General features: G+C 56.4%; 32 protein-coding genes. 7 read left to right on the forward strand and 25 right to left on the reverse strand.

The window, feature by feature from the left end:
* Window positions 1-59: 59 nt before the first annotated feature.
* From ABWQ00_RS08055 to ABWQ00_RS08070, 4 genes are all read right to left on the reverse strand, one after another.
* On the reverse strand, window positions 60-746 hold the full coding sequence (locus ABWQ00_RS08055) for a flagellar hook assembly protein FlgD (RefSeq protein ID WP_353238153.1): 687 nt from the start codon (window positions 744-746) through the stop codon (window positions 60-62).
* A 14-nt stretch (window positions 747-760) separates the two neighbouring features.
* On the reverse strand, window positions 761-1,186 hold the full coding sequence (gene flgC / locus ABWQ00_RS08060; protein ID WP_353238154.1) for a flagellar basal body rod protein FlgC: 426 nt from the start codon (window positions 1,184-1,186) through the stop codon (window positions 761-763).
* A 2-nt stretch (window positions 1,187-1,188) separates the two neighbouring features.
* Window positions 1,189-1,575 (reverse strand): flagellar basal body rod protein FlgB, encoded by a 387-nt coding sequence (flgB, locus tag ABWQ00_RS08065; protein ID WP_353238155.1) that lies wholly within the window; start codon window positions 1,573-1,575, stop codon window positions 1,189-1,191.
* Between the two features lie 210 nt (window positions 1,576-1,785).
* On the reverse strand, window positions 1,786-2,913 hold the full coding sequence (locus tag ABWQ00_RS08070; protein ID WP_353238156.1) for a hypothetical protein: 1,128 nt from the start codon (window positions 2,911-2,913) through the stop codon (window positions 1,786-1,788).
* Window positions 2,914-3,099: 186 nt separating this feature from the next.
* Here ABWQ00_RS08070 and flgA point away from each other — a divergent pair, with 186 nt between their 5' ends.
* From flgA to ABWQ00_RS08085, 3 genes are all read left to right on the forward strand, one after another.
* Window positions 3,100-3,834, forward strand: a complete 735-nt coding sequence (gene flgA / locus ABWQ00_RS08075; RefSeq protein WP_353238157.1) for a flagellar basal body P-ring formation chaperone FlgA — start codon at window positions 3,100-3,102, stop codon at window positions 3,832-3,834.
* A 125-nt stretch (window positions 3,835-3,959) separates the two neighbouring features.
* Window positions 3,960-4,262 (forward strand): flagellar biosynthesis anti-sigma factor FlgM, encoded by a 303-nt coding sequence (gene flgM / locus ABWQ00_RS08080; protein ID WP_353238158.1) that lies wholly within the window; start codon window positions 3,960-3,962, stop codon window positions 4,260-4,262.
* A 16-nt stretch (window positions 4,263-4,278) separates the two neighbouring features.
* Window positions 4,279-4,707 (forward strand): flagellar protein FlgN, encoded by a 429-nt coding sequence (locus ABWQ00_RS08085; RefSeq protein WP_353238159.1) that lies wholly within the window; start codon window positions 4,279-4,281, stop codon window positions 4,705-4,707.
* A gap of 84 nt (window positions 4,708-4,791) precedes the next feature.
* Here ABWQ00_RS08085 and ABWQ00_RS08090 read toward each other — a convergent pair whose 3' ends face one another.
* Genes ABWQ00_RS08090 through ABWQ00_RS08110 form a run of 5 tightly spaced genes read right to left on the reverse strand, consistent with a single transcriptional unit; the run spans window position 4,792 to window position 8,438 of the window.
* On the reverse strand, window positions 4,792-5,073 hold the full coding sequence (locus ABWQ00_RS08090; protein WP_353238160.1) for an EscU/YscU/HrcU family type III secretion system export apparatus switch protein: 282 nt from the start codon (window positions 5,071-5,073) through the stop codon (window positions 4,792-4,794).
* Complete coding sequence (locus ABWQ00_RS08095) at window positions 5,070-6,188, reverse strand: hypothetical protein (RefSeq protein WP_353238161.1); 1,119 nt, start codon at window positions 6,186-6,188, stop codon at window positions 5,070-5,072. Before ABWQ00_RS08095 ends, ABWQ00_RS08090 begins: the two co-directional genes overlap by 4 nt.
* A 19-nt stretch (window positions 6,189-6,207) precedes the next feature.
* On the reverse strand, window positions 6,208-6,714 hold the full coding sequence (locus tag ABWQ00_RS08100) for a hypothetical protein (protein WP_353238162.1): 507 nt from the start codon (window positions 6,712-6,714) through the stop codon (window positions 6,208-6,210).
* A 30-nt stretch (window positions 6,715-6,744) separates the two neighbouring features.
* Window positions 6,745-8,031: a hypothetical protein gene (locus ABWQ00_RS08105; protein WP_353238163.1), complete on the reverse strand. Its 1,287-nt coding sequence runs from the start codon at window positions 8,029-8,031 to the stop codon at window positions 6,745-6,747.
* A gap of 35 nt (window positions 8,032-8,066) precedes the next feature.
* Window positions 8,067-8,438, reverse strand: coding sequence for an LPP20 family lipoprotein (locus tag ABWQ00_RS08110; protein WP_353238164.1), 372 nt, complete (start codon window positions 8,436-8,438; stop codon window positions 8,067-8,069).
* 464 nt (window positions 8,439-8,902) lie between these two features.
* Between ABWQ00_RS08110 and ABWQ00_RS08115 the strand changes: the two genes are divergently transcribed.
* Complete coding sequence (locus tag ABWQ00_RS08115) at window positions 8,903-10,174, forward strand: sigma-54 interaction domain-containing protein (protein ID WP_353238165.1); 1,272 nt, start codon at window positions 8,903-8,905, stop codon at window positions 10,172-10,174.
* 34 nt (window positions 10,175-10,208) lie between these two features.
* Here the strand turns inward: ABWQ00_RS08115 and ABWQ00_RS08120 are convergent, their stop codons facing one another.
* From ABWQ00_RS08120 to ABWQ00_RS08135, 4 genes are all read right to left on the reverse strand, one after another.
* Window positions 10,209-10,712, reverse strand: a complete 504-nt coding sequence (locus ABWQ00_RS08120; protein WP_353238166.1) for a hypothetical protein — start codon at window positions 10,710-10,712, stop codon at window positions 10,209-10,211.
* Window positions 10,713-10,794: 82 nt separating this feature from the next.
* Window positions 10,795-11,784 (reverse strand): flagellar motor protein MotB, encoded by a 990-nt coding sequence (locus ABWQ00_RS08125; RefSeq protein WP_353238167.1) that lies wholly within the window; start codon window positions 11,782-11,784, stop codon window positions 10,795-10,797.
* Window positions 11,784-12,647 (reverse strand): flagellar motor stator protein MotA, encoded by an 864-nt coding sequence (gene motA / locus ABWQ00_RS08130; protein WP_019428380.1) that lies wholly within the window; start codon window positions 12,645-12,647, stop codon window positions 11,784-11,786. Before motA ends, ABWQ00_RS08125 begins: the two co-directional genes overlap by 1 nt.
* A 15-nt stretch (window positions 12,648-12,662) precedes the next feature.
* Complete coding sequence (locus tag ABWQ00_RS08135; RefSeq protein ID WP_353238168.1) at window positions 12,663-12,845, reverse strand: hypothetical protein; 183 nt, start codon at window positions 12,843-12,845, stop codon at window positions 12,663-12,665.
* A gap of 86 nt (window positions 12,846-12,931) precedes the next feature.
* Between ABWQ00_RS08135 and ABWQ00_RS08140 the strand changes: the two genes are divergently transcribed.
* On the forward strand, window positions 12,932-13,858 hold the full coding sequence (locus ABWQ00_RS08140) for a lipid II:glycine glycyltransferase FemX (protein ID WP_353238169.1): 927 nt from the start codon (window positions 12,932-12,934) through the stop codon (window positions 13,856-13,858).
* Window positions 13,859-13,872: 14 nt separating this feature from the next.
* The gene (locus ABWQ00_RS08145; RefSeq protein ID WP_353238170.1) at window positions 13,873-14,277 is read left to right on the forward strand and encodes a surface-adhesin E family protein; all 405 of its coding nucleotides are present in this window, start codon (window positions 13,873-13,875) and stop codon (window positions 14,275-14,277) included.
* Between the two features lie 24 nt (window positions 14,278-14,301).
* Here ABWQ00_RS08145 and ABWQ00_RS08150 read toward each other — a convergent pair whose 3' ends face one another.
* From ABWQ00_RS08150 to ABWQ00_RS08205, 12 genes are read right to left on the reverse strand one after another with little or no spacing between them, the layout of a single operon-like run.
* Window positions 14,302-15,261: a hypothetical protein gene (locus ABWQ00_RS08150; protein WP_353238171.1), complete on the reverse strand. Its 960-nt coding sequence runs from the start codon at window positions 15,259-15,261 to the stop codon at window positions 14,302-14,304.
* Window positions 15,258-15,758, reverse strand: a complete 501-nt coding sequence (locus tag ABWQ00_RS08155) for a hypothetical protein (protein ID WP_353238172.1) — start codon at window positions 15,756-15,758, stop codon at window positions 15,258-15,260. The genes ABWQ00_RS08150 and ABWQ00_RS08155 overlap by 4 nt, the downstream gene beginning before the upstream one ends.
* Before the next feature lie 17 nt (window positions 15,759-15,775).
* Window positions 15,776-16,795, reverse strand: coding sequence for a hypothetical protein (locus ABWQ00_RS08160; protein WP_353238173.1), 1,020 nt, complete (start codon window positions 16,793-16,795; stop codon window positions 15,776-15,778).
* Window positions 16,792-17,952 carry a flagellar biosynthesis protein FlhB gene (gene flhB / locus ABWQ00_RS08165; protein WP_353238174.1) on the reverse strand — a complete coding sequence of 387 codons (1,161 nt, stop codon included), beginning with the start codon at window positions 17,950-17,952 and terminating at the stop codon, window positions 16,792-16,794. Before flhB ends, ABWQ00_RS08160 begins: the two co-directional genes overlap by 4 nt.
* The gene (gene fliR, locus ABWQ00_RS08170; RefSeq protein ID WP_353238175.1) at window positions 17,945-18,721 is read right to left on the reverse strand and encodes a flagellar biosynthetic protein FliR; all 777 of its coding nucleotides are present in this window, start codon (window positions 18,719-18,721) and stop codon (window positions 17,945-17,947) included. Before fliR ends, flhB begins: the two co-directional genes overlap by 8 nt.
* A gap of 19 nt (window positions 18,722-18,740) precedes the next feature.
* Complete coding sequence (gene fliQ, locus ABWQ00_RS08175; protein ID WP_353238176.1) at window positions 18,741-19,010, reverse strand: flagellar biosynthesis protein FliQ; 270 nt, start codon at window positions 19,008-19,010, stop codon at window positions 18,741-18,743.
* 11 nt (window positions 19,011-19,021) lie between these two features.
* The gene (gene fliP / locus ABWQ00_RS08180; RefSeq protein ID WP_353238177.1) at window positions 19,022-19,774 is read right to left on the reverse strand and encodes a flagellar type III secretion system pore protein FliP; all 753 of its coding nucleotides are present in this window, start codon (window positions 19,772-19,774) and stop codon (window positions 19,022-19,024) included.
* A complete protein-coding gene (fliO, locus tag ABWQ00_RS08185; RefSeq protein WP_353238178.1) occupies window positions 19,771-20,082 on the reverse strand; it encodes a flagellar biosynthetic protein FliO in 312 nt (103 codons plus the stop codon). Before fliO ends, fliP begins: the two co-directional genes overlap by 4 nt.
* A 19-nt stretch (window positions 20,083-20,101) precedes the next feature.
* Window positions 20,102-20,413 (reverse strand): flagellar motor switch protein FliN, encoded by a 312-nt coding sequence (gene fliN / locus ABWQ00_RS08190; protein WP_353238179.1) that lies wholly within the window; start codon window positions 20,411-20,413, stop codon window positions 20,102-20,104.
* A 21-nt stretch (window positions 20,414-20,434) separates the two neighbouring features.
* A complete protein-coding gene (gene fliM, locus ABWQ00_RS08195) occupies window positions 20,435-21,433 on the reverse strand; it encodes a flagellar motor switch protein FliM (protein ID WP_353238180.1) in 999 nt (332 codons plus the stop codon).
* Between the two features lie 30 nt (window positions 21,434-21,463).
* The gene (locus tag ABWQ00_RS08200) at window positions 21,464-22,045 is read right to left on the reverse strand and encodes a flagellar basal body-associated FliL family protein (RefSeq protein ID WP_353238181.1); all 582 of its coding nucleotides are present in this window, start codon (window positions 22,043-22,045) and stop codon (window positions 21,464-21,466) included.
* Window positions 22,046-22,068: 23 nt separating this feature from the next.
* The gene (locus ABWQ00_RS08205; RefSeq protein ID WP_353238182.1) at window positions 22,069-23,562 is read right to left on the reverse strand and encodes a flagellar hook-length control protein FliK; all 1,494 of its coding nucleotides are present in this window, start codon (window positions 23,560-23,562) and stop codon (window positions 22,069-22,071) included.
* Between the two features lie 221 nt (window positions 23,563-23,783).
* Between ABWQ00_RS08205 and flhA the strand changes: the two genes are divergently transcribed.
* Window positions 23,784-25,901 (forward strand): flagellar biosynthesis protein FlhA, encoded by a 2,118-nt coding sequence (gene flhA, locus ABWQ00_RS08210; protein WP_353238183.1) that lies wholly within the window; start codon window positions 23,784-23,786, stop codon window positions 25,899-25,901.

Consider the following 25,901-nt stretch of genomic DNA (forward strand, 5'->3'; position numbering starts at 1 on the left):
CTGTGATGCGTTGTGTCAGATAAATGGGTAAGTGCGGGGCTGCAGTCGAGGGCGGGCGGTCAGATGCCCACCCGTTTGACGTCGGTGAGCAGCACGGTCTTGCCGCCGTCAACTTCGACACTCACACTGCCGTCTGCCGGGTTGGTGGCGATGGCGCGAACGGTGGAGAAGGTGTTGACGGGAACTTTGCTGGTTTGGCCATTGACCACGGCTGTGGCGCTCAGGCGGTACAGGCCGGGTGGGGCAGGTTTGTTGGCGGCGTCTTTGCCATCCCAAACAATGGCCATGCTGCCTGGCATTTGGGGCCCGGCGATCAGTTCTCGCACCAAGCGGCCTTGCGCATCAAAGACGCTGACCTGAACACCGCTGGCACCCGTGGGCAGGTCGATGTTGCCAGTGATGTCGCCACCTGTGTTGAGCTGCGTTGGCGTATCGGTGACCGACACTTTTTTGCCGATCAAGGCGGCACTGCCCAGCATGCGCTCGCCCGACATAGACGTCACGAATTTGTCCAGCGAGCCCTGCATGTTGGTCAGGGCTTCCAGTTGAGAGAATTGGGCCAGTTGGGCGACAAAAGCCTCGTTCTTGACAGGCTCCAGAGGGTTTTGGTTTTGCAGTTGGGCCGTGAAGAGGGTCAGGAATTCCTGTTTGCCCATTTCTTCCTTGGTTTTTTTGGCGGCCTCTTTGACGTCCTCGTAGCGAGAGACGTTCTTGAGCAGGCTGGAGGAAGTGACGGTTTCGGCCATGAGGTACTTTCGGATCAGGCTTTGGAGATGTCCAGCGTGCGCATCATGAGTTGACGTGCCGTGTTGATGACTTCCACGTTGTTTTGGTAAGAGCGGGCAGCCGCCATCATTTCGACCATCTCGGAGACTTCGCTCACGTTCGATTGGTAGACATAGCCTTCTTCGTCTGCCAAGGGGTTTTTAGGGTCAGACACGCGGCGCGGTGGGGCGGTGTCGTCCGCCATGCGGTCGACCTTCACGCCGCCTTGGTATGCAGCGCCTTTGTGCGTCATCTCCTCGCTCATCAAGGCTTTGAACACGGGACGTTTGGCCCGGAATGCATCTTTTTCGGTGGTGGAGACGGTGCCGGCATTGGCCAGGTTGGACGCGGTCGAGTTCATGCGCGTCAACTGCGCGTTGAGGGCGGTGCCGGCGATGCCAAAAATTTTGTCCATGCTCATGATCAATCGCCTCTCAATGCTTTGCGCAGACCGCTGACCCGGCTTTCCAAAAAGTTCAGGGTGGCTTGGTAATCGGCTGCGGCTTTACCGTATTGGGCTTGCTCCACACTCATTTCCACGGTGTTGCCGTCAAACGAGTTGTTGAAGGGGGTTCTGAAGCGCATGCCATCGGCGTCCAGACCTTGCCCCTGCGAAAAGTGGCCTTGGTCGGTGGACTTCATGGCGTTGTCTTGTTGCGTCGCGGACATGACGGCTTTGAAATCGATGTCACGCGCTTTGTACTGAGGGGTGTCGGCATTGGCAATGTTTTGAGCCAGCACCTCGAGTCGTCGGCTTTTGACGCTCAATGCACGTTCGTGCACGCCGAGTGCGTTGTTCAATAAGTTCATACCGACTCCTGTGCTGGTGACTGGGTTGAGGGGTACCGTGCCGTCAATCTTTTGACGTCAAGCCCTCAAGAAAGGCTTGGTTCAGTCGATATACGCAAAAGTTGTGCCAACCGATTTGTGGCGATTTGCAGGCTTCGCCATTGGAGCCGTTCATGAAAAGCGGCCATCTTTCGCCCTGCTTGCCGCTGGGCGGCAAAGCATTGCCGCCCTTCAGCGCTGGGCGCTGGGCTGGGTTTGCGCCACTTCGTCATAAAGGCGCGCCAAATGGACTTTGTGAGGGGCAGGCGTGTGGGGCCCTTGGGTCAACTGGGGCATCGGGCCCAGCAGGTTTTGAGTCAGCTGGTGCAGGCCAGACAAGATGGAGTTGCGCGTGATGGGGTTGCGCGTGTCTTGGCCGGTGTGCAGGTAGCGCGCCTGAGGCCCCGCAATCGCCAGGGGGGCGTCAGGCCGGGTCTCTTGCCGAGCGGCGGGGGTCAAAACTGTCAAGTACAGGTCATCGAGGCCAATGGGTGGGCCTTTGACGCGCAGGCCGGCTTGGCCAAAGTAGCGGTCGACCAGATCAAGCTGTTGCAGCAAGCCCATGCCCAATATGGCGCGCGGGTTGTCTTTGAAGCCGACCGATGCGGCCCCTCGGTTGGGGCCATCGCAAAATTGGATGATGCCGTGGCAGTTGCCGTTGCTCGCTTGCGGGTTCATGCCGCCGCTTTCCATCAGGGTCAGGCGTGCAAAGTCATCGGGCTGGAAGTTGTAGCGATCGGCCAGTGCCAATATTTTGCTTTTGACCGCAGGCACCTCGCTGGCCTGAACGAAGCCTTTGTCGACTGCGCGGCTGAGGGTGCGGTCCAGCACTGGATGAGGTTCTGCGCCAGAGCTGTTGCTTGGCCATTGGGCGGGTCTGGCTGCCAGCGCGCTGGCAGCCATGCTGGCGCTGGGTGAGGGCTGGTTGAGTTGCCAGATTTGCTGGGCGACCCGAGTATTCAAGTCCAATGAACCCCTGGGCGCTTGCGCATGGAGGGTGCTTTTCAGGTCACGCAGGTGGATGTTTTGGCCTGCGAGAATCAGGTCGGGGTTGTCGATGCCGTTGCTCGCGGCCACTTGTTGCGCCAGTCGCAGGGCTTGCGCATCGGACAAGGGCTGTGGGCCAGCTTTGTAGTGGGTTTTGACCAAACCGATCAAGGTGTCGCCTTCTTGCGCCTGCACCGTGGTGTGCTGGGTGGCCTGCGCCATGGCATGTTGAAAACCTCCCGTTTTGCCCGATGTCGGGCCAGCGCCGATCCCAATGGGGTCGGAGACGGTCAAAGGGGCCAAGCTGGACAAAGGGGTGATGAAGGTGCTCATGGCGGTGGGGCGGTGGCAAATTTTGGGGCTGTTTTTTGACCTGGTCTCTTTTTTGCTTGGTGTGTAGACATCATGAACACTGTCAAAACTTCCACACTTGAGTGCTCCACTATGCAAATGCTGTGCCGACTCTCTACAGTCAGTTCGGGCAGAGGTTTGCGTTCATGGATCGGGTGTTGGCTGGGCATGCTGTCGCTGTCATTGCTGGCGGCGTCTCCCGGGCCTTCGCCCCAAGCGGTTTTGCAAAAGTCCGTGGTGGAATGGGTGGTCAAAGAACAGGCGGTTTCGCCCGATGCGGTGATCTTGGCGCCTCTTGACCCGCGCATGCAGGTCAAGGCCTGCGACAAACCACTGGCGATGGATTTGCCTTTTGGCAGTTATGAAAAGTTGCGTGTGCGCTGTTCCCAGCCCACTTGGCAGATTTATGTGCGGGTGTCGGTGCAAGCTCGGAATGCGAGCAAAGGGCCGTCGCCTGGCCCCTCGACCCCGACAGTTTCTGCCTCAGGGGCAGAGACAAAAGCCTCGGCAGTGCCAGAAAAACGCCAGGTTTTGGTGGCCAGCATGCCTTTGTACAAAGGACAGTTTTTGAACGAGTCTCATGTTCGGCTGGCTGAGGTCGAATCCAAAGGATTGAATGGACAGGTCTTGGAGAGTGTGGCCCAGGTCATGCATGCAGAATTGATCCGCGATGTTCGAGCAGATGCGCCACTGCGCAGTCAGGACATTCGCCCCATGGTGTTGGTCAAAAGGGGTCAAATGGTTTTGATCTCGGTGGGTCAAGCCCAGGGTTTTCAAATATCCGCCCGGGTTGAGGCTTTGCAAGATGGACGCTTTGGTGACCAAATCAAGCTAAAAAACAAAGAATCTGGCCGCATTTTGACGGGTCAGGTCAAAGGGCCTAATTTGGTGGAAGGTCTTTGAGCCATGCGCGTTCAGGCCAAATTCATTTATTTTTATTTTGGGGCTCAAGTTTTAGAATCTGTTGTCGATTCAATCTCCGAGCGAGGCCTCAGCTCTTTACCCAGAGGCCAGAAAAGAGAATCACCATGACCGATCCCATATCCAGTTTCCGCCGGATTGCCCAAATGGACACGCCCAGTCGCCCTGCGGCGGCCAAGGTGTCTGAGCGCGCAACGGACTCGTCTTCGGAAACGGCTGTCAAACCAGCACCCATGCGAACGGACGAAGTCCAGCTGAGCGAAGTGGCTCAAAAGGCCATGCAAGAACCCCAATTCGATCGTGCCAAGGTCGAGTCGATCAAATCCGCCATCCAACAAGGCTTGTATCCGGTCGATTCCCGACGCATCGCTGAGAATTTTGTGGCCATCGAAAAGATGATCAAAGGTTGATACCTTGGTGCCCCTGATGAACGATTCCCTCAACGCCACCCGCGACGCTTCATGGTCGAAGGCATCGGTCGATGCCGCCCAAGAGGATGCGTCTCGCCTAGGGGCTTTGTTGCAATTGGAGTTTGAGGCCCTGAAATCACGTGATTTGCCGGCTTTTGAGGCTTTGCAACTGGAGCGGGGTGAAGTCTTGACCCGTTTGGCACAGGTGGCCGATGGGGTCAGTGCCCAAGTTCCGGTGCCCGCTTGGTGGAATGCTTTGTTGCCCGGTCTGACCCAGTGCAAACAAGACCATTTGCGCAACATTCAGTTGCTTCAGCGGCAGATGCAGGCGGTCAAGGGGGCTTTGCAGGCCTTGCAGGGTGAAACTGCGGTCTCTGTGGATTTGTATGACCGGATGGGTCAGGTGTCTCGCCGTCACGGTGTTGGGGCTTACCTGGCGGCTTGATTCTCTGGATCTGATTTGTTGCGTGTTGGGCCTCCGATGTGAGGCCTTTTTTGTTTGTGGGCCGGACTGAAACACGGAGCGGCATCAGTTGTTTTGCTTTTCATCGCCTGGACGCATGCCTTTGAGCCAATAAACCCAAGACAAGATGACAGCCACCGCAGTGAAAAGCTCCGGTGGGATTTCTTTGTCGATGTCGATGCGGCTCAGGAGGGCCAGCAACTGGGGGTCTTCGGCCACGTAGACCCCGTGCCTTTGGGCTTCTTCGATGATTTTTTGTGCCAGTTCTGCGTCGCCCTTGGCGGTGACCACGGGGGTGGTGTTTTTGCCGTATTCAAGCGCAATGGCTTCTTTGATGGCGTGTCTCATGTCTGGATGTCCACCAGGCTGCCCTGTTGTGGCGCTTGCCAGGGAATGGGCTCTGACGGGCCTGGCCCGTGGACGATGAGCAGACGGGTCATGTGCAGCCCGGCACTGTCAAGTTCGTACTCCAGGTTGACCGTCTGTTCTTTGGCCCTTTTGACCACGTCTTCACGCAAGGCCCACATGATCATGTCGACATCGGTGTCGTTGCTGATGCGGGTTTGAAGCCAAACCTCGCCCAAGTCCCGGTTGCGGGTGTGCAGATGGATGATGAAGGGGGCTTTTTCTTCGCCGGGTTGACGGCGTTGTCGCACAAACCGCATCACGACGGGTTCAGCGTCGACAAAGGGCAGCATCATGGAGAACATCACCTCGCGGCCCATCAAAGACTCGGCCGCTGTCAGTTGCCTCGATTCGATGTCATCGATCGCGTCTTGTACGCTGCTGGCCTCTTGCGCGTCCATGCTTTGCAACAAGAGCAAGAGTTGGCGCAGGGAGGTTTTGAGGTCGACCGGAACCTCGCTTTGGCCTTTGGACAGCAAGTTCTCGTTGAACCATCCGCTGCGCGACATCCACTGGCTGAGTTTTTCCGGACTCAGGTACGCCATGCTGGGCCGAGACCTTTGCCAGTTTTGCAAGTTCACGAACTCGGGGTTGGCTGGGTTAAGGCTTCGCAACAAACTGTCGAAGCCCCCGGGCCGCAAAAGCATGGCCAGGGCGTTCATGTCCGGTGGCCTGAAAAGAAGTTGCTGCAGGCGACTGGGCAGTTGTGCAGGCGCAAGAGGGTTGCCTGCCAATGGAGCGGCTTGTGCTTGCAAAGGCCGCAACAAGATGGAGCCATCGCTTTGCAATTGAACGCGAAACAAGGCGGTGTCGCCAGCCGCCAAGCGCAAGCCGGCAGGCAGTTCTTTGGGCAGGTCGATGTGCTTGCCGAGAAAAGCCGAGTCTTGCAGATTCAGGCGAATGCGTTCCGGCCGGGACTCCACCATGGCTTGGATGACTTGGCCATCTTTCAGGCCCAAATCGGCGGCCGTGCGCTCGACCACCAAGGGGAGCTTTCCATCCAGGTAAATGGTCGGAATTTTGGGGGTGAGGTGAGCGGTTTCAGCCCCGGTGATCATGGCAATGCCCGTCGCGTCTTTATGGAAAGCGCACCCAGTGGCGTTTGGACTGATGTGGCGCTTGCTCGGCTGTGGGGGTGGCTTCGACCACTTGAAACAAAGCCACCGTTTCGGGGTACTGGCTCATCAGCATGAAGCGCAATTCATCGGTTGTGGGGACCTGCAAGATGGTGCCGGTACGCATGGCATGGGCGGCCCCTTTGGGGAAAACCTGCAGGTTCACGCTGACAAAGGCTTGGCGCAAAAAATCAGGGTGCAGAGGCAGGCCGGGAAGGGCCCGCCGCACGGCCCGGTCCAGGGTCTCACCCCGCATCACCGTGATGGTTCGGCGTTGGCTGCGGTTGGCGGCGTTGGCCGCATCCGTGGGTGCGGCTTGCTGGCTAGGGTCGCCAGAGCCGAGCAAAACGCGCAAGGCTGCGGTGGAGGGGTCTGCGGTCCATCCGACTTGGGCATACAGCACCAGGACCATGGGGACCGCCACGGCCTTCAGAAAACGGCTGAAGTGAAAGCTATTGGTTTGGGCCATGTGCATGCCTTGGTGTGATGTGGGTGCGTGTCAAAGGGGCAGGGCAAGCCATGCGCCTTGCTGCGGCAGACGCGGACCGGCCAGTTGCAGCAGTTCGGAGCGGTGATTCCCCACTTTGACCACTTGAGCCAGCGCCAAGTGCTGGGCAACGCCTGCTTCGAGCATTCGGCTGGGGATGTGGACTGGGTCGATCAGCAAGACCCTGTCGCCTGGTCGCAAGCCACTGCCTGCGCCTGCCTGGAGCTGAAAACTCTCGGTGCCTTCGCGGACCACCTGAAACTGGACGGGTTCGCATTCGGTGCGCTTTTCCAGTTGGGTGACCCATTGGTGCACTTGGGCTTTGATTTCAGTTTGCAACTGCTGCTGCCAAAGGCTGGGGCGGTTGGCCATCAGGCTGGGGTCGATGGTGAAGGTGTGCTCTGCCTGCCAAAGCGCTTGCGTTTGTCCGCCTGGTACTGTGCTTTGACCCAAGCTGAGGGTCAGTGTCCAGCGCCAAGGGGCGAGTTTGTCCGGTTGGCTGATGCGTTGAGCCCAGGTGCTGGGAATGGTTGACCCATGAGGTTTGAGTGACAGATCTGCGGCCCATGCGCTGCGGGCTTCTTCGCTGGCGCTCAAGGCCCTGAAATAGCTGTTGGATACCGGCACAGAGGCCGATTGCACACGCCACCTTTGGGACTGCTGCATGCTTTGATGCCATGCCTGGTTGGCCATGTTCAACAACATTTGGCTGGCAAAAAGTTGTGGCCCACTGAAACCTTCTGCCATGTGTGTTCGGGCCATCAAAGGCAATCGCCAGGTTCGCGGCGCTGGGCTGCAGGTTTTGTCTGCCTTGTTGGAGCGGTAACCCCATGGCAAAACATCTGCGGTGATCTGGGCGGGCGACTCGTCCTGGGGCAAATAGGACAGAACGCGGACGCCACTGACTTTGGCCTCGGAGTGGAAATGGGCCGATTCGTGCAAGGCGCCTTTTTCATCGACCCATGCGGTGCTGATCACTCGGGTGGGCCGCTCGATGGTGGCATTCAGGATGGCTTGGCGAATGGCGGTCAAATGCGCCTCGTGCTCGTTCACCGGTTTGGCTGCGTTGGCGGTGCTGGCGCTGGCTTGCGCCGTGATGGCAGCGCGAACAGCCGGGGCTGACATGGCCCTGGACGCCAATTCGGTGGGGCTCAGGTTTTGCGCCCAAACGGGCAAACTCAACAGGCTGAAAAATCCCAGCAACACGGTGGGCAAGACGCGCAGACCAGCGCGCACGTCAGACCCTGAAAAGGGCTTGTGTGTCAGCGCTCGGCTTTGTGGGTGCGTTTGCTTGATCATGGAGAGTGCCTGCAGACCTGGGGGTCAAATCATTTTCAACGGCGTTTGGCGGCCAATTGCCCCAAATACAAAGTACGCAGGTCACGCACGACGTGCTGGTCCAATGACAAAGTTGTTTCGTAGGTGTCATCGCCTACTGGGGTGATGCTGACCAGCACTGCGCCATAGACCACGCCCTCGACTTTGGCTCTGAAGGTGTCACTCATGATGGTCATGTCAGCCACCGTGGTGGTGGCATCCAACTGTTGGCCATAGACCTGCTCGGTCAAAGAGCGGTAGGCGTCAAGCTTGGATGCCCGGATGGCGAGCAAACGTTGCTGTGCGGGATTTTTGTGGTTTTGAATGCTCACCACGGCGTAACCCGTGGCCACCAGCGTCTCTCGTTTTTCAACCAAAGGCGTGATCATGGACGCGGGAGCAGATGGGGGTGGGGGTGGGGGCGGGGTAGTGTCTTGTCCAACAAGTTTTAAGGGAACAGAAACGCAGCCCGTCAGCATCCACGATGTCAGCAAGGCTGCGGTCAATGTTTTTGTGGTGGTCATTTCAAATCTCCGGAAGCTGATGACAACGCAGGAAAATTGCTGCGCATCTGATGTGTACGCCTCTTGTATCGTCAGCTGGGCCAACGACTTGAGATGGCCCCCTTAAAAATGAGCTGCACGGCTTGTTGTAAGCGTTCTAAATGCTTCATTTGAAGTGGTGTATTTTTTTCACAAAAAATTGATTTAATTCAATAAAATTGATATTATCAAAAAAGATATCTATTTTTTAATTTTAGCATTTTTGAAATTTGTGCACCTTCGGGTTCCTTTTCTTGAGTGTTCATCCCGATGATTCGATCCACAGCCCACGTTTTCAATTTGTGAAGCAGATGAAAGTCAGTGCCAAAACCCAAATCATTGGTCACAGTCAAGCCACCCAATTTTTGCGTGACTTGATCAAAACTTTGGCAGCTTCTTCATCGACAGCCTTGGTGACCGGAGAGAGCGGCACGGGCAAAGAGTTGGTGGCTCAGGCTTTGCATGCCCAAGGCCCCCGAGCCGCCAGTCCTTTTGTTCCGATCAACTGTGGTGCCATTCCGCGGGAATTGATTGAGAGCGAGTTGTTCGGCCACCGAAAGGGCACTTTCACGGGCGCTGTGTCTGATCGTTTGGGCAGGTTTGAGTTGGCCCATGGCGGCACCTTGTTTTTGGATGAGATTGGTGACTTGCCCATGGACATGCAAGTCAAGCTTTTGCGTGTTTTGCAAGAGCGTTGTATTTTGCCGGTGGGCGCCTCGCGTGAGGTCAGCATCGACGTGCGTGTGGTTGCGGCGACCCATAAAAATCTTGAAAACGAAGTGGCTGAGGGCCGTTTCAGGGAAGATCTTTATTACAGGATCAATGTCCTGCCCATCACCACCACGCCCTTGCGTGAACGCCCGGAGGACATTGCGGCTTTGTTGCAGTTCTATGCCGACAAACACGCATTGCCCGGTTCGCGTCCTCTTAAGTTCGCCCCGGACATGTTGCAGATGTTGCAGGCCTACGCTTGGCCGGGCAACGTGCGTGAGTTGTCCAACCTGGTGGACCGTTTTTCAACTTTGTTCCCATCGCAAGCCTTGCATGTGCAGACGGTACCCGCCTGCATGATGCCCTCGGGTTTGGCGGTACTCCAAGCTCAAAGCTTGGCGCAAATGCCGGTCAAGGCGCTTGAAAATCCAAGCGGTTTTCTGCAAGGTCCAGCGCTGGGTCCGCTGGTTGAGCGGGGGGACACCCCGGTGACTTTGCCCGATGTGGAGACCACCTCACCGGATGTGTCCTCTGGCCCTTGGAGCCAGACGGATCCTTTGGCGCATCTGTTCTCAGCCGATGAGGGGTCCGAATCTTTGGCCATGGCCCGGAGTTTGCCCGCAGCTTTGTCGGCTTCCAACGATGAAATGAATGAGGTGGAAGAGGTGATTTTGCTGGCGCAGGGGATTCAAACCTTGCCACCCGATGGCATTTCTTTGAAGCAGCATTTGATTGAAGTCGAGCGCAGTTTGATTGAACAAGCACTGACGCGAACTCAAGGCAATGTGTCACAAACCGCCAAGCTGCTCCAATTGCAAAGAACCACCTTGATCGAAAAGATCAACAAATACGATTTGCGCGGCGTCGGTTGAAGGCGTGCACCCCGTCAGGGTGCAGGCGTGCTGATCAAAACGGGGGTTTGGTCACCTGAGCGCATGTGCCTGTGATGAGTGTGACCACCTGGCCATCTGACAGGGTCAAGGTCTGGACAAAACGGCCTGTTTTACGGTCTATCACAAACTCTTCCCCGGAGATCATGACCCCAAAGCGCTGGAACATGGCGGGGCGTGTGACTTTGAGCCTTGTGCCCATGACCTGAAGCGTGCCTGAACGGCTCTCAGAAATGGCAATCTTGCCTTGGTACCACCCCGAGTTTTTCTCAAAGTCAATTTGCGCCATGGCAATGCGCGAGGGCTCTTTGTCGGTGATGCCCAATTTGAGTTGGCCATTCAGGTCCAGCTCCAACTCGCAGATCAAATCCATCACGCCTTTGTTGGCGCCCGGCGTCAATGTGCTCATTTTGCTCTCAGCGGACGGACCGCTGGGCTCGCCCATCAGATGGACCAAACCCCAAACACCGCCCATGGCCAAGGCGCCCACACTGGCTCCGATCGCGATGAATTTCAGCATGAACTAACCTTTCGCTTGAACTGCATGGCGTTCACTGTACCCCAATCGATGAGGAAAGAACTGGACGCAAGCCAACACCGGATCATTGATTGAGCACCGTGATGCTGACGCGGCGGTTTCGGGGATCGGCCGGGTTGCCAGGCACCTTGGGGTTGGTGTCGGCCACCCCCTCAATGCGCGAGAAACGGTTGGCGCTGATGCCTTGGCTTTGCATGAACTGACGCGTCGCATCGGCCCGCTCTGTTGACAAGGTCCAGTTGTTGCGCATGCTGTCAGGGGCAAACCCGAGGCTGTCGGTGTGGCCGCGAATCGCCAATTTGTTGGGCAAAGGTTTGAGCGATTTGGCGACCTCGGACATGAGCGCAGCCGCTTTGCCTCCCATGTCGGACGTGCCCGAGGCGAACATGGTGAAATCTGCTTTGTCGATGACTTCGATGCGCAGGCCATCTTTTTCGCGGGTGATGCTGACCTGGTCTTTGATGTTGTCAAACTGTTTGCTCTCGGACAATTTTTGCTTGATGTCCTTTTCCAACTTGTCGAAATTTTCTTTGTCTTGTTTTTGGCTGGGCGTGCCAGCGCCTTGTTGGCCCGGATCTTGGTTGGAGGGGCCGTCTTTGTTGTTTTCTTCTTTGGACGAACCAAAGCTCTCGGCTGGGCCGCCTTGCGCTTGCGGGGTCAGGCGCTCGAGCATGGCTGTTTGTTTGGCGGTGAATGGAAAGCCGTCGGTGTCGATGATGGACTTGCCGCCGAACAAACCGTTGGAGCCGGCCATTTCGCCAAACACGATTTGGCTGTGCGACGCAGGCCGGAAGTAGTCGGCCACGCTTTTGCGTTTGTCTTCGTTGCTGGCGCCCAGCAGCCACATCAACAAGAAAAAGGCCATCATGGCCGTCATCATGTCGGCCAGAGCAATTTTCCAGGCGCCGCCGTGTGCACCCGCATGGCCATCTTCGACGATGATTTTGCGGATGATGGGCCGCATGGCCTCCGATGCAGCCGCCGCTTCGGCAGCGGCGGCCGCTGCGGCGGCTTCGTCGACCTTGGCGTCGGCTGGGGGTTTTTCCTCGGCCATCAACTGCCTCGCATGCCGTCAAAGACTTCGGAGAAGCTGGGTTGACAGTGGTGTGCCAAACAGGCCCGGGCCGATTCGATGACCAAAGGCTGTGGGTGGCCCTTGAGGTTGCCCACGATCATTTCGCGAATCACATCGTAGGCTTGGGCGTCTTCGTTGATGATTTGTGTCAGGCGGCCAGAGAAGGGCTCGAACATGCCATAGGCCAAAAACACACCCATCAAGGTACCCACCAGCGCAGAACCAATCAAGGCGCCCAAAACTGGAGGCGGCTGGTCGATCGATCCCATGGTCTTCACCACACCCAACACGCAAGCCACAATACCCAATGCAGGCAAGCCGCCCGCAATACCGGCCAGCGCACCAGGCGCCAACAGGGCTTCGTGGTGGTGGACCTTGATGGCTTTTTTCATCAAATCGTCCAATGCGTCGGCATCCAAATTGCCTTGCGAGATGACCATCAAGCGCAGAGGGTCGCAAATCATTTGAACAATGGAGTGGTCTTTGGCCAGCTTGGGGAATTCGCCAAAAATTGGGCTGGCGTCTGGGTTTTCCACGTGGGATTCCAAAGCCACAATGCCCTCTTTTTTCATGACCCCTTGCAGTTTGCCGATCAACAGCATCAGGGCCAAATAATCGGCTTGGTGCCATTTGGGTCCCTTGATGCAGGTGCCGATACCGGCCATGGCGGCTTTGAAAACAGGAAAGCTGTTGGCCACCAGCGAGGCACCAATGGCCGAACCACCAATGATCAAAAACTCAAAAGGCGCAGCCTTGATGATGGGGGCCATCTTGCCGCCAGCAATCACATAGCCTCCAAAGACGGCTCCAAAAACAACGGCTAAACCGATAAAGAAAAACATGATGGCCCTTTTGTTTTAGACGATGCACCAAACACCGATGCACCAACCCAACGCCCATTGAAAGAAAAAATCCAGCAAATTACCCAACACCAAGACCGGAAGACCCAAGTAAAGTGACAACCAAGCCCAACCAGAGGGGGTCAGTCGGGACTTCGGAATGTCGTGTCCGTGGATGGCGTTATTGGCTTTGGAAATCATCGTGCTTCAAGGCGATTCGACACGTATAAATCGACAAAAGTCGAACGTTCTTGAGTTGATTTAAAAAATTTGCCTATTATGACAATATGAACATTGACTGGAAGTTTGCGTCTCCCGACATTTGGACCCCGTTCCACCATGAACATCGGGGCTCTTTGCAGCAGTCTTGGGCCTATGGCGAGGCCTTGATGTCTTTGGGGATCCGGGTCGAGCGCGCGGTGTTTTTGGATGAGGGACGCCTGGTGGGCATGGCCCAATTCATGTGCCGACGGTTTTTGGGTTATGTGTCCATGGCCTCTTGCACGCGTGGGCCGGTGTGGCATCCCGATGTGACACCGGCGCAGCGCGCACAGATTTACCAGTTGCTCAAGCGGTCCTTGCCATTGGCCCCTTTTCGGGTCATGCTGATCTCGCCTGATGAGACGGTTGCGCAGTTGGCCCCCGAGACCCTGAGAGGCTTCTCGCGTGTGATGACCGGCTATGCCACGGCCTACCTCGATCTGAGCTTGCCGCTGGAGGTGTTGAAGTCCAACTTGGACGGCAAGTGGCGTAACCGGCTCAACAAGGTTTTGACCCACGAAAAACTCCAGGTCCATGCGGTGCCGAGTTTGAAGCGTTGCACTTGGCTGCTGGGCAAAGAGGCCGACCAGCGGGAAGCGCGCCGATTCCATGGGCTGCCGACCAACTTCGTGCCCGCTTACATTGACCAATGCACCAGCCCCCAACAAGCCTTTGTGGTGGTGTATGCCGAACTGGGCAAAGAGTCTGTGGCGGGCATGCTTTTTTTGATCCATGGACAGGTGGCCAGTTACCATATGGGATGGGCCGACGACCAAGGCCGTGCTTTGAATGCGCACAATGCGCTGTTGTGGAAAGCCATGGCTTATCTCAAAGCTCAAGGCGTCAGCCGATTGGATTTGGGCGGTATCAATACCCATGACTTGCCCGGGATTTCGCGTTTTAAATTGGGCGCGGGGGGACATGTGGTGACCCTTGCTGGAACTTTTTTTTGAGATGGAACATGAACATGTTGGGCTTTTCAAAAAGATCACACATTCGAATGGCTTGGATGGCCTTGCTGACCTTGTCGGCTTTGGGACCACAGGTGGCCATGGCCTGGACGCGGATTGGTGAAACCCCCGAGGTGGCTCTTTTTGTCAACCGCAACAGCATCGAAAAAGCCGACCGAATTCGCAAAGTGTGGGAGATGCAAGATCTGAAAACGGCAGATCCTGATGGGGTCAGATCTCGTCGCTACCTGAACGAATACGACTGTGAATACAAAATGCACCGCGTGGGTCAAATGACCAGCTATTCGGGCCCCAAGATGACGGGCCAGGTGGTGACCACGGTCAATGAAATGGGTTATTGGCGAAAGATCCCACCCGACGGCGTTTTTGTTTTGACTTACATCGCCGTGTGCATCCAGTGAAGCATCAACCCTGTTTTCCATGGTTTATCGGGGCCCAGTAGAGTTGCTTTGAGGGCCTGCGGCAGTGGCTGGGTCGGCTGGCTTGGGGGGCACAACGCGGGGGAACTGAACCGCTTTTTCACGTGATTGTGTGTTGTTGTTTTTCTGGAGAGTCTCCAGGTAGCGCTCTTTTTGCAATGTCACCAGGGCTTCGACCTCGCGGTTCAATTTGTCGACATTGCCCACGGCACCTTTCAAAGCTTTGACCTCGGTGCCCAGCGCTTGCACGGCGCCGGCTTGGGTTTGCAATTTGTTGTTGATGCCTTGCACTTGTTTGAGCAAGTTGTCGCTGGTGGCCGCCACTTGTTTGGCGGTTTCGCCGGGGACACCTTGAACCATGGTTTCAGACTTTTTCAGGGCTTCGTTGATGCGCGTTTCCAATTGCCCCTGGGTTTTGGCCTGCTCAACTTGTTGAGCTTTCAGTGACTCGATGCTTTTGTTGATCACATCGAGCGACTCCAGACCGGCATTGAGGTCCACCACACGCTTGCCGACGGCCAGCATCATGCTGTCGAGTTGGTTGATGCGGCTGTTCATGCGAACGCCCATGGTCAAGAAGAAAATCAGGCAAAGGATCAGCACGCCGCCCGTTGCGCCCAAAAGAATCAAGGCTTTTTTGTGACCGGTTTCGGTCAATGCCCGGAACTCACCCGTGGCGGCATGCATGTCGCGGCTCGCCGCAGCAGCAGCGGTGGCCGACTTGGTCGCGATGTGGGCCGAGTCGAGCACCACCTGAGCCAGTGCTTGGTACTGCTGGTAGGCCCGTTCATCCACAGCGCTGGCTGGTTTTTCTGTTGGACCCGTTGCCGCCTCTGCCATGGGCGCAGCTTTGGCCGCGGATGCGGCGGGTTTGTCCAGCGGCACGGCCTCCACAGGCTCCGCAGCTTCGGTGATGGGGGGTTCCATCAAAACGGGCTCAGTGGGGGTGAAGTTGGCTTCGCTCATGACGTGGCTCCTCGCAGGGTTCGGGTGGTGGGAAGACGCTGAAGTTGTTCTGACAACTGAGCGTTGAGGGCTTGAAGTTCTTCAATGCGGGCCTTGACGGGGTTGTCTTGTTCCCAAACAGGCAGGACGGGCGCCACAGGCAACTCGGCTTCCATCGGCGCAGGGGTTTTGTCAGGGCTTGTACTTCGAGGTTTTCGGACGCTTGTTTTGAGCGCCGTTTTGCCTTTGCGTTTGGCTTTGGGTGAATTCGCGGCCACATTGGCTTGAGATGCGGCAGGTGCCGAGGTGGATTCAGAGGTGGTCAGGGCCTTGGTTGCCGATGCTTTGCGAGGTTTGGCCGCTTTGACTAAAGGGGCCAGTTGAGTGTTCATCAGCGGCTCTGCTGTCTCAGGCGTAGCGGTTTTGGGGATCGTGGATTTTCTTTGGGCAACGCTCGAGCCTTCGCTCACTTGGACGGCGTGAGGCTTATCGCTGCGAATGAGGGTTTGCTTTTTCATGGTGTGCGAAGGCCTTGTCAACGGGGAGTGGCCGGTGTGGGCGAGCCGGATGGGGCAGGGTTGTCAACCGGATTGGCGGGTGGTGCCGAAGGAACTGCGGATAAAGGCTGGGAGGGTATAGTCGTTGACGCCTTGGCATTGCTTGTCGTTTTGAGCGGGCCGATGCCAAAGGCCTCTGGTTGTATCCAGAGCATGACCATGGCTGCAGCGGCCAACATGGCGGCCACAATCGAGGCCATTCGAAGGTGTCTGCGGCTCAGTGAGCCCATGGCGTGTCGACATGTTTGGATGGCGCTCAGTCCGTGTTGGTAAAAGCCATCCAAACGGGAACGGGCTTCAGACTTTGACGATGGGGTTGGCTTGGCCGCCTTGGTGATGGGTGCAGGTGGGACAAAATCGTCGGGTGTCATGACCGATGGCGAAGCGGCGTCTGACCATGCCCTTGACTGGATGCGCCTCAGGAGCTGTTGAACGGGGGTGATCCGACCTTCGGCGCGTGCCAACTCGAGTGCGGCTTGGCTTTGCTCTGGGTTGGGAGCCTCAATTTCCCAACGCAATATTTTTCGGCCAAAAGATGCCAGACTGTGGTGTGATCCGCGCGCACCCGTCATGAGCAAAATGGCTCGGATGTTCGCGCCAGGAAAGTTTTGGATGAGCCGAGCCAGAAGCTGGATTTCGGTGTCGGGCAGTGCTTGTGCGTCATGGACCACCCAGATTTGCGCCTGACTTGAGGTTTCGGGGGTCTGGGTGGCTTGCGCCAAGGATTGGCGTGCCAGTGCGTCGTTGAACCGCGCCAGCAGGGCGTCTGCATTGGTGGGAAAGTAGACCTCAATGCTGTGCTCTGGCGCTTGTTGCCTGAGCCGAGCCAGCAATAGCCCCATATAGTGGTCGATCAGGGCTTCGTGTTCGCATTGCAAGGCCAAGCTCAGGCCTTCTCTGGCGATGGCGTTGGTGCAACCGTCGATGCGCATGCGGTCGGCCGATCGAAAAACGAAATCGTTCAACGGCGTGGCAGCGGGTGTGATGGGGATGTTCATGCGGCGGCTTTCTCGGCGCTGGCACGCAGGCCTTCAGGGCTGAATTCCATGTTGCTGGGTACTTTGACCGTGGGCTTGGGGCGCGGTGGGTTCATCGGCGATGCGGCTTCCAGGCTGAAGACGTAGGCAATGACCTGCGCCACAGCGTGGTAAAGGTCTTCGGGCACTTGTTGTTCGACTTCAGTGGTGAAGTAGATGGCCCGTGCCAAAGGCGCTGCTTCAAAAATATGGACCCCATGCGCTGTGGCTTCGGCGCGGATCAATGCGGCCATGTGGTCTGAACCTTTGGCCACCATGATGGGGGCACCCTCGCCAGTGGGGTCGTATTCCAGGGCCACGGCGAAGTGTTCGGGGTTGGTGATCACCACGTCAGCATCTTTGATGCGTTCGATCATGCGGGCATTGGCCATTTCGCGCTGTCGGCGGCGAATTTGCGCCTTGATTTCTGGACTGCCCTCCATTTGCTTGAATTCGTCCTTGATCTCTTGCATGGACATCTTCATGCGCTTGGTGAAGGCGTATTTTTGATAAGGCACATCGATCATGGCGATCACCGCCAGGCTCAAGGCCACCCACAGGCCCGACTCAATGATCATCAAACCTGCTGCGCTCAGGGCGGGCTCCAAATCCATTCGACCAATTTCAACCAGCATGTCCATGTGGTTCAGCAAAGACCACCAGAGTACGCCAGCCACCAAAAGAAACTTGAGGATGGCTTTGCACAATTCGACGACCGCATGGGTGCCGAAAATGCGCTTGAAGCCGCCAATTGGGTCGATCTTGGAGCCTTTGGGCATGACCGCTTTGAATGAAAACACTAAGCCGCCCGTCATGACCGAGGCGATGATGGCGGCCACCACCGTGAAAGCGATGATGGGCAGCAAAAGCACGAAGGCGGCCAAAAGCTGTTCGCCAAAGTGGGCGGGCAGCAGCATGGGTTTTTCGATCAGTTGCCGATCAAACACAAAGCCTTGTGCAAACACGGTGGTCAAGCGTTTGACCAACCAGCCGCCCGTCAGCATGAGCAGCAAAAACACGCCGATGACGATGACTGCCGCTGGCAACTCGATGGATCGAGGGACCTCACCGTCTTGGCGCGCTTTGTTGAGCTTGTGCGCCGTGGGTTCTTCGGTTTTTTCTTGGGCGCTATCAGACACGGGAAACTCCTAGGACTTCACGCACGACCGAAAACCCTTGCACCCAAAGCCAGTTGATGCGCCCACCAATGCTGTCCATGGAGATGATCAAGATCACAAAGCCGGACATGATCATGGCGGGAAAACCGAGAGCAAAAATGTTCAAACTGGGCGCCGCGCGGGTGACCACACCCAAGCCCACGTTGATGAACAAGAGTGCCACCATGACGGGCAGTGCCATGAGCACAGCGCCCAAAAAGACCATGGAACTCCATTGCAAAACTCGGCCATAGACAGCCTGGTTCATGATGGAGGTGCCAATGGGCAGGCTGTGGAAAGACTCCAAAATCAAACCGAGCATGATCGAGTGGCCCCCAAAACCCACAAAAATCAGGGTGGACATCACAATCATCAGTTGTGAAATGGTGGGCACGTTGCCCATGTTGGGGTCGATCATGTTGGCCATGGACAAACCCATGGCGGCAGCGATGCTTTGGCCCGCCACCACCACGGCGCCCACCACCACTTGCAAAATCAAGCCCATGGTGGCGCCGATCATGATCTGGTTGAAAACTTCCACCAAGCCCTGAGCCGACGTAGGGTCGACCACTGGCCAGGTGTGCAGGGGATAGACCAACCAAGTCAAGACCAAAGCCAACAGGATCCGCAAGCGGGTGTTGAAGGCGCTCAGAGAAAAAATTGGGGCCGTGATCATGAGGGCCGAGATGCGCAGCATGGGCCATAAAAAGGTGTAGAACCTTTCCACGATGTCGGCTGCTAAAAAGTTCATGGCGACACCCGTGCGCAGATCAAAGGAACAGGGTCGGGATGCGCTGAAAAATATTGCGCGTGAAATCCACCAGCGTGTTGAGCATCCAACCGCCGAACAACAGCAAAGCCAAAGCTTCGGCAATGAGTTTGGGGATGAAGCTCAGCGTCATTTCGTTGATGGAGGTGGCGGCCTGGATGATGCCGATGACCAAGCCCACGACCAAGGCCACCAACAGCAGTGGGGCACTGACCAAGGCAATGGTCCACATGGCGTGGCGGCTCAGATCGATGACTGTAGTGGTATCCATGGCGGTTTCTTTCAGTTCATGGCAAAGCTGCCAGCAAGCGATCCCATGATCAGGCTCCAGCCGTCGACCAGCACAAACAGCATCAGCTTGAAGGGCATGGAGATCATCATGGGGGATAACATCATCATGCCCATGGACATGAGCACGCTGGCCACGATCAGGTCGATCACCACAAAGGGGATGTAGATCAGAAAGCCGATGGTGAAGGCGCTTTTGAGTTCGGAGGTCAGGAATGCCGGCACCAAAGTGGTGAAAGGGACATCTTGCGGGCTGGTGAAATTGGTGTTGCGCGCGATCTCCATGAACATGGCGATGTCGTCTTCGCGCGTCTGCAGGAGCATGAACGCGCGGATCGGTTTTTCGGCGGCTGCCAGTGCTTTGTCAAAGCTCAGGCCTTGGTTCATGTAAGGCAGCAAAGCGGTTTGGTAGACCTCGGTCAACACGGGGGTCATGACAAACAGGGTCAAGAACAGGGACAAGCCCACGATCACCATGTTGGGCGGGGTTTGGCCGGTACCCAAGGCTTGGCGGAGCAGGGACATGACGATCACGATGCGCACAAAAGCGGTCATCATCAGCAGCAAAGATGGCAAGACCGACAAGGTCGTCATCAAGGCCAACAGCTGCAGTGTCAGGCTGTACTGCGTGCCTCGAGCGGTGTTGGTGGCGGTGATGGCGGGCAACTCGGGTGCGGCCTGGGCCAGCACGGGCAAGAGGCCAAAGACCAGGGTCAGGATCAGCCCAAGGCTGAGGTGGCGCTTCATGGCGGGGTTTCTTTGGAGAGGTCGGTTGGCATGGCCGTTGTGCGGGGCCAAGGCGAGAGGGCGGTCATTTGGTGTGCGGTCACGCCCACCAGGACGTCGTGTCCATCCACTTGGATGAGCAAGATTTTTTGCCGAGGTCCAACGGAGAGGGTTTCAACCGTGTGCATGCGCTGGTTTTTTTTGCGCAGCAGGGTCGAGCCGTTTTGCATTTTGCGCAGGGTCCACAACAGCGCCAGCAGCAAACCAATGACCAAGGCAAAACTGAACGCGTACTGCACCCAGTCGAGGAATGTCCATCCGGTGTTCATGGTTTGCAGACTTTGGGCATCAAAGGTTGTCCAGGCGCTCGGAGGCCGGAACAACCCGTGTCAGGCGAATGCCGTAGCGGTCGTTGACCAACACCACTTCGCCTTGAGCGACCACGGTGTTGTTGACCAGCAAATCCAGGGGCTCTCCTGCGATGCGGTCGAGTTCGACCACGCTGCCTTGGGTCAGCCGCATCAGGTCGCGTATCTTGATTTGGGCGCGTCCCACTTCAATGGACAGGGTGACCGGTATGTTTTGCAACACATCGGTGTGGATCTGGCCCTTGTCACTGGATTCAACTTGGGGTTCGTTTTGACCGGTAATTTCGCTCATGGGAGGTCCTTGAAATGGAGATCAGGCCGGTGTATTGGGGCTGACGGCGTTGACAATTTTGACGGCCACTTGGCTGCCCATGGCACCGATTTCGACGTCGTAGACGGGCATGTCTTCGATCATGGCGCGGGCAAAGTCGGCCTTTTTGAAGGGCAGGATGTCACCCGGCTGCATGGTCTGAACCTGGCTGAGTGACACACTGAGTTTGCCCAGCAAGATTTGAATTTCCAAATCGGCGTCATGCACGGCATCCGTGAGTTGTTCACGCCAGACCTTGTCAGAGTCTTCATTGCCATCGCCAGTTTGGACCCGACTGCGCAACAGGTCGCGTACAGGTTTGAGGGCCACATAGGGAATGACCATGTCGACAAAGCCGGAGCCTTGCGATGTGATTTCGGACTCAAAACGGCACAGGATGACCAAATCGTTTTCATCGACGATCTGCGCAAATTGCGGGTTGATTTCAGAACTGACGTGCTCGAAATCAACGGGTGTCAGTGGTGCCCAAGCTTCTTTGTAAGAGCGAAAGAAGACCTGCAAGATGATTTTGATGATGCGGCTTTCTGTTGGCGTGAAAAGACGCCCCGCTGGCAGTTGCCCCACACCACGCCCAAAACCACCAAAGAAACTGTCCAGCGAGCTGAACACCACGGTGGGCTCAATGACCACCATGGCGTAACCCCTGAAGGGGCTCATGCGCACAATATTGACCGACAAGGGCGCTTTGAGTTCTTTGACATAGTCCCCAAAGCGAACCATTTGGGTTCGGGTGGGGTTCATGCGGGGGCTGGTGCGCAGCACCTCCAGCATGCCCAAACGGAACATGCGGATGAAGCGCTCATTGATCATGTCCAATGAGGCCACGTTCACGCCCAAACTGCTGTCTTCGGCAGCCAAGTCGTGTTTGCGAACTTGGATGTCCAGGTTGTAGCCGGGTTGGCTGTCCAGTGTGCCGTCACTGAGGCTCGCCGACAAGGCGGCCAATTCTTCAGGAGACAACAGGGGTTGGGTATCGGACATGGTCAATGCACTGCTATAACTTCAAGGTGTTCACTGAACCACAAAGCTGGTGAAATAGACTTCTTCAATGCCGCCGAAGTCTTCGTACTTCTGAAGCACAGCGTTCATCTCTTCGCGAATTTTGGCCGCCAGATCTTTGCGAAATTCGGGTTTGGCCAAGTCGGCTTCGGTCATCTGGCGCATGACATCCAGGGCCACCGAGCGCAGTGCGAACTCGTGTTTTTTTGCGTTCTTGAAAACCCGCTCGTCGTAGTGGGTCATGATGGCCAAATTCAGCTGAATCACCTTGCGGGTATTGGTCAGGTTAGAGACCAAGGGCTTTTCCAGCTCCATGTAGCTGTTTTCAAAGCGTTTCAATTCCGGGGATTCCTTGGCGACTTTTTGAGGGGCTGCGTCGGCAGGGTTGGCGCCTGCCTTGTTGGCCGCACTGCTTTCCAGGTTTTTCAGGGCTTCTTCGGCCGCAATGGTGTCTTTTTTGTCAAAAAAACCGGTCACAAACAAAGTGCCAACCACGGTGCCGACCAGCAACAAGATGGCCACCAAGGCAATCACAATGATCTTGATGAGAGGAGATTTCTTTTTGCCTTCGACTTCAATTTCTTCATCAGCCATGTTGATTCCTTCTTAAATATTGCTTAGACCAGCACATCCCATCCATCGGCGCCCATTTTCTGGGTGGCTGTAACGCTGGATGGCACTGGCGCATCCGCCGATTCGGAGGGTGCATTGTCCTTGAGTTGGGCTTGCCGTTCAGGTGTCGACTCTCCGCCACGTTGACGGCTTTGCCCATCGTCTACCTTCAATGAAGCAACATCCATGCCCATTTGATTCAGGGTGTCTTTGAGTTTGGACATGCCCTCGTTCAGCAGTTCGCGTGTCAAGGCTTGTGCTGCGGTGAACACGGCATCCATTTCGCCACTGCGCATGCGCATTTCTACCTCGATGTATCCCAAAGTGGCAGGCCTGAGGGACAATTTGAGGTGCCATTGCCCGCGTTCGAGCTCTGACAATATCCGCTCTCCGACGGCTTGCCCCATTCTTTCAGCCAAGTTGCTGATGTTTTCACGCCTTTGGGCGCTGTCTTGCTCGGTCATGGCCAAAGAATTGGATGTTGCCTCGGTGCGCTGTACAAGTTTGGCGTCTGCTTGGGCATTGAAGTGGCCTTGTCCCTGTGAGGGGGAGTCTTGACCTGATGCGAAGCCGTCCATGGCCATGGATTCCAAGCTGCCCTGCATGTCGGCGGTCATCAGAGCGCTCAAGTCCAAGTGGATTGGCGTGGTTTCCAATTTGCTGCTGACATGAGGTTTGATCAGCTGGGCGGCCAAGGTGTTGCCTTGCAGCCATTCTGATGCCGAGGTGCTTGCTGCAGCCCAAGGGGCTGGGCTTTTCGTCAGGTCTGTGGCGGGTTGGAATTTCATGACGGTGATTTCCAGTGGTCCCGAGGCTGGTTCGGATGCTTGGGTCAAAAACGTGTTGATTTTCTGCATGCCCCCTTCAAGGGGGGCGGCCGAGGTGCTTACCGTACCGGGCGTATTAGGACGGATCGGTTCAGGGGTCATGAGCGTTTTGCTCAGCTCGGATGTTACTGCGGCGGGTGACAAAGTACCGGATGGGTTGGGCCAGGTCAAACCAAGATTGGCCAGATCTTTGGGGCCGATTGACGTGGGTCCTGGGGGGGGGGTGGCGACTGTGCCGCTCGGGATGATCGCGCTTGTCTTGCCCATCAACCACTGTAAAGCCGTTTCATCCAGTCCCTGAGAGCGAGCAAAGACCTCTAAGCTCTGACCTTCAGGTGCGGCGGTTTGGGGGGTGATGACTTGCATGTGCGGTCCAAGGTGAACGGCCGTCAAAACCAGGGGCTCACCGACTGTGACCAGCCCCGGGGTCAGGTTCAGCATGTCGGCCAGTGCCTCTTCTGTCAGAGCTTCCGTGGGGGCCAATAGGTCTTGGGTGGCCTCGGACAAGGCGGGCGATGGGTCTGATCCGCTGTGTTCGGCCAGCAAAGTGTTCATGACAGCGCCAAACTCTGCCGCCGTATTTTTGACTGCTTTTTCTGTGGCTGTAGGCGTGGTTTCCAGAGCACTGGTGCTTGTGGGGCGCGTTGAAATGTCAATGGGTGTCAGGTTCATGGGCTTCAAGCTTCAGCGGGTGTTTTGGGTTGGGTGGCGGTGGCAGAGCAGCGGCAAAAAATGGCCGTCGATCAACTTCTTCTGAGTTACAGCAATTTGCGCACCAGTTTTGCAGCGGGGATCCAAAAAAATGAAAGATCATCTTGATGGATGTGGCACGGGATTTGCTTCATGGTGTTGGAAAACCCACACCCCATCGCCTTGTTTGATTTCTCCCCTTCATGAACACATTGACCCTGTCAGCGATTCGGCAAAACCTTTCCAGCTTTAATTTGGCGGGATTGGGCTTGCCGGCTTTGGTCTTTTTGATCATGGCCATGTTGGTGGTGCCCCTGCCACCGTTGCTCTTGGACATTTTGTTCACCTTCAACATCATGATTGGCTTGGTCGTCATCATGGTGGCGATTGGCACGCGCAAGCCACTGGAATTTTCATCCTTCCCTTCTGTGCTGTTGTTTGCCACCATGCTGCGTTTGGCTTTGAACGTGGCTTCGACTCGGGTGGTTTTGGTCAACGGTCATGAGGGTCCAGAGTCGGCCGGCAAGGTGATTGCGGCGTTTGGTGAGTTCGTGATTGGCGGCAATTATGTGGTTGGTTTCATCATTTTTGTAATTTTGATGATTGTCAACTTTTTTGTCGTCACCAAAGGTGCCGGTCGTGTGTCAGAGGTCAATGCCCGATTCACCCTGGATGCGATGCCGGGCAAGCAAATGTCGATCGATGCGGACTTGAACGCGGGTGTGATTGACCAAGAAACCGCTAAAAAACGCAGGGAAGAATTGGCACAGGAGTCTGATTTCTTCGGTTCAATGGATGGTGCTTCCAAGTTTGTCAGCGGTGATGCTTTGGCGGGTTTGTTGATTTTGATCATCAACATTGTGGGTGGCTTGGCCATTGGAATCGGCCAGCATGACCTGCCCGTGGGTGAAGCCACCCGGCTTTACGTCTTGTTGACCATCGGTGACGGCCTGGTGGCCCAAATTCCAGCTTTGTTCATGTCCTTGGCCACAGCGATCATTGTGACGCGGGTGACGACTTCCGAGTCGATGACCGAACAGGCCAGTAGCCAATTGTCCAATGTGCCTGCCTTGTTCATCTCATCGGGTATTTTGATGGTCATGGGTTTGGTGCCTGGGATGCCTCACTTGGTCTTTTTGACCTTGGCAGCCGCCACTGCGGGCGTGGGTTTCATGGTGATGCGCAAGCAAATGCTGCTGGAACAGGGGGCTGATGCGCCGCCGGTTGCGCTCAACCAGGCTCCCAAAGAGCTCGATTGGGACGATGTGGAGCAGGTTGATTTGATTGGCCTTGAAATTGGTTATGGATTGATTCCTTTGGTGAACGTGGAGTCTGGCGGCCAATTGATGACCCGCGTCAAGGGTGTGCGTAAAAAACTGTCTGCTGAGTTGGGATTTTTGGTGCAGCCTGTGCGCATTCGAGATGCCCTGAATTTGGAGCCCGATGCCTATCATATTGTCCTGAACGGCGTAGTTCGTGGTCGGGGTGAGGTCAAAGTGGGCCGCGAACTGGCCATCAATCCCGGTAAGGTTTACGGCAAGCTGGAGGGGCAGGCGACCAAAGAGCCTGCTTTTGGTTTGGAAGCTGTATGGATTGAGCCGGCCTGGCGCGATCAGGCACGTGCATTGGGCTACACCGTGGTGGACCCGAGTACGGCCATCGCCACGCACATGAACAAAGTTTTGCGTGAAAACGCATCCGAATTGCTCAGCCACGACGAAGCGCAAAAATTGCTGGACAAGTTGGCTGTGAAATCCCCCAAATTGGTGGAAGAGTTGGTGCCGGGCAAGTTGTCTTTGGGTGTGGTGACCCGAACGCTTCAAAATCTTTTGCAAGAGTCCGTGCCGATTCGTGACATGCGCAGTGTGGTGGAGGCCCTGACCGAGGTCAGCGGTCGCACCCAAGACCCCGACCAGTTGGCTCAGTTGATTCGCCCCAAGATGGGTCGGATGATCGTTCAGGGTTTGTTGGAGAGCCGCGATACTTTGTCGGTTTTGACGCTGGACCCGCAGTTGGAGCAGCTTTTGCACAATGTGCTGCAACAGAACAATGGTTCGGCGGGCATGGTGCTGGAACCTGCTTTGGCCGAAAGCTTGTTCGCCGCATTGCGCGACAGTACTCGGACGACCGAGGAGCAAGGCCTCCCGGCCGTGTTGGTGGTCTCACCGGCCATTCGACCCTGGATGTCCAAAGCCGTTCGGTACCGGGTCACCGATTTGACCGTGTTGTCGTACAGCGAAATCCCGGACGATCAGCCCGTTAAGGTGATCAACACCGTGCACGCCGACCCCAGAAACAACCCCTCAGCGACCAAGGCTTGA

This window comes from Limnohabitans sp. (assembly GCF_040400975.1).
Classification (GTDB): Bacteria; Pseudomonadota; Gammaproteobacteria; order Burkholderiales; family Burkholderiaceae_C; genus Limnohabitans_A.

What these genes read in the sequence shown, in the direction of transcription:
- flhA (WP_353238183.1), top strand. Translation starts at nt 23,784, where the DNA reads ATGAACACATTGACCCTGTCAGCGATTCGGCAAAACCTTTCCAGCTTT.
- flgC (WP_353238154.1), bottom strand. Translation starts at nt 1,186, where the DNA reads ATGAGCATGGACAAAATTTTTGGCATCGCCGGCACCGCCCTCAACGCG.
- ABWQ00_RS08125 (WP_353238167.1), bottom strand. Translation starts at nt 11,784, where the DNA reads ATGGCCGAGGAAAAACCCCCAGCCGACGCCAAGGTCGACGAAGCCGCC.
- ABWQ00_RS08100 (WP_353238162.1), bottom strand. Translation starts at nt 6,714, where the DNA reads ATGGCCCAAACCAATAGCTTTCACTTCAGCCGTTTTCTGAAGGCCGTG.
- flgB (WP_353238155.1), bottom strand. Translation starts at nt 1,575, where the DNA reads ATGAACTTATTGAACAACGCACTCGGCGTGCACGAACGTGCATTGAGC.
- ABWQ00_RS08085 (WP_353238159.1), top strand. Translation starts at nt 4,279, where the DNA reads ATGAACGATTCCCTCAACGCCACCCGCGACGCTTCATGGTCGAAGGCA.
- fliP (WP_353238177.1), bottom strand. Translation starts at nt 19,774, where the DNA reads ATGAAGCGCCACCTCAGCCTTGGGCTGATCCTGACCCTGGTCTTTGGC.
- ABWQ00_RS08155 (WP_353238172.1), bottom strand. Translation starts at nt 15,758, where the DNA reads ATGAAAAAGCAAACCCTCATTCGCAGCGATAAGCCTCACGCCGTCCAA.
- ABWQ00_RS08145 (WP_353238170.1), top strand. Translation starts at nt 13,873, where the DNA reads ATGTTGGGCTTTTCAAAAAGATCACACATTCGAATGGCTTGGATGGCC.
- ABWQ00_RS08135 (WP_353238168.1), bottom strand. Translation starts at nt 12,845, where the DNA reads ATGATTTCCAAAGCCAATAACGCCATCCACGGACACGACATTCCGAAG.
- ABWQ00_RS08120 (WP_353238166.1), bottom strand. Translation starts at nt 10,712, where the DNA reads ATGCTGAAATTCATCGCGATCGGAGCCAGTGTGGGCGCCTTGGCCATG.
- ABWQ00_RS08055 (WP_353238153.1), bottom strand. Translation starts at nt 746, where the DNA reads ATGGCCGAAACCGTCACTTCCTCCAGCCTGCTCAAGAACGTCTCTCGC.
- ABWQ00_RS08205 (WP_353238182.1), bottom strand. Translation starts at nt 23,562, where the DNA reads ATGAACCTGACACCCATTGACATTTCAACGCGCCCCACAAGCACCAGT.
- ABWQ00_RS08095 (WP_353238161.1), bottom strand. Translation starts at nt 6,188, where the DNA reads ATGATCACCGGGGCTGAAACCGCTCACCTCACCCCCAAAATTCCGACC.
- ABWQ00_RS08090 (WP_353238160.1), bottom strand. Translation starts at nt 5,073, where the DNA reads ATGAGACACGCCATCAAAGAAGCCATTGCGCTTGAATACGGCAAAAAC.
- ABWQ00_RS08150 (WP_353238171.1), bottom strand. Translation starts at nt 15,261, where the DNA reads ATGAGCGAAGCCAACTTCACCCCCACTGAGCCCGTTTTGATGGAACCC.
- ABWQ00_RS08200 (WP_353238181.1), bottom strand. Translation starts at nt 22,045, where the DNA reads ATGGCTGATGAAGAAATTGAAGTCGAAGGCAAAAAGAAATCTCCTCTC.
- ABWQ00_RS08115 (WP_353238165.1), top strand. Translation starts at nt 8,903, where the DNA reads ATGAAAGTCAGTGCCAAAACCCAAATCATTGGTCACAGTCAAGCCACC.
- ABWQ00_RS08160 (WP_353238173.1), bottom strand. Translation starts at nt 16,795, where the DNA reads ATGAACATCCCCATCACACCCGCTGCCACGCCGTTGAACGATTTCGTT.
- fliN (WP_353238179.1), bottom strand. Translation starts at nt 20,413, where the DNA reads ATGAGCGAAATTACCGGTCAAAACGAACCCCAAGTTGAATCCAGTGAC.
- ABWQ00_RS08105 (WP_353238163.1), bottom strand. Translation starts at nt 8,031, where the DNA reads ATGATCAAGCAAACGCACCCACAAAGCCGAGCGCTGACACACAAGCCC.
- flgM (WP_353238158.1), top strand. Translation starts at nt 3,960, where the DNA reads ATGACCGATCCCATATCCAGTTTCCGCCGGATTGCCCAAATGGACACG.
- fliR (WP_353238175.1), bottom strand. Translation starts at nt 18,721, where the DNA reads ATGAACTTTTTAGCAGCCGACATCGTGGAAAGGTTCTACACCTTTTTA.
- motA (WP_019428380.1), bottom strand. Translation starts at nt 12,647, where the DNA reads ATGTTTTTCTTTATCGGTTTAGCCGTTGTTTTTGGAGCCGTCTTTGGA.
- ABWQ00_RS08110 (WP_353238164.1), bottom strand. Translation starts at nt 8,438, where the DNA reads ATGATCACGCCTTTGGTTGAAAAACGAGAGACGCTGGTGGCCACGGGT.
- fliM (WP_353238180.1), bottom strand. Translation starts at nt 21,433, where the DNA reads ATGTCCGATACCCAACCCCTGTTGTCTCCTGAAGAATTGGCCGCCTTG.
- fliO (WP_353238178.1), bottom strand. Translation starts at nt 20,082, where the DNA reads ATGAACACCGGATGGACATTCCTCGACTGGGTGCAGTACGCGTTCAGT.
- ABWQ00_RS08070 (WP_353238156.1), bottom strand. Translation starts at nt 2,913, where the DNA reads ATGAGCACCTTCATCACCCCTTTGTCCAGCTTGGCCCCTTTGACCGTC.
- fliQ (WP_353238176.1), bottom strand. Translation starts at nt 19,010, where the DNA reads ATGGATACCACTACAGTCATCGATCTGAGCCGCCACGCCATGTGGACC.
- ABWQ00_RS08140 (WP_353238169.1), top strand. Translation starts at nt 12,932, where the DNA reads ATGAACATTGACTGGAAGTTTGCGTCTCCCGACATTTGGACCCCGTTC.
- flgA (WP_353238157.1), top strand. Translation starts at nt 3,100, where the DNA reads ATGCTGTCGCTGTCATTGCTGGCGGCGTCTCCCGGGCCTTCGCCCCAA.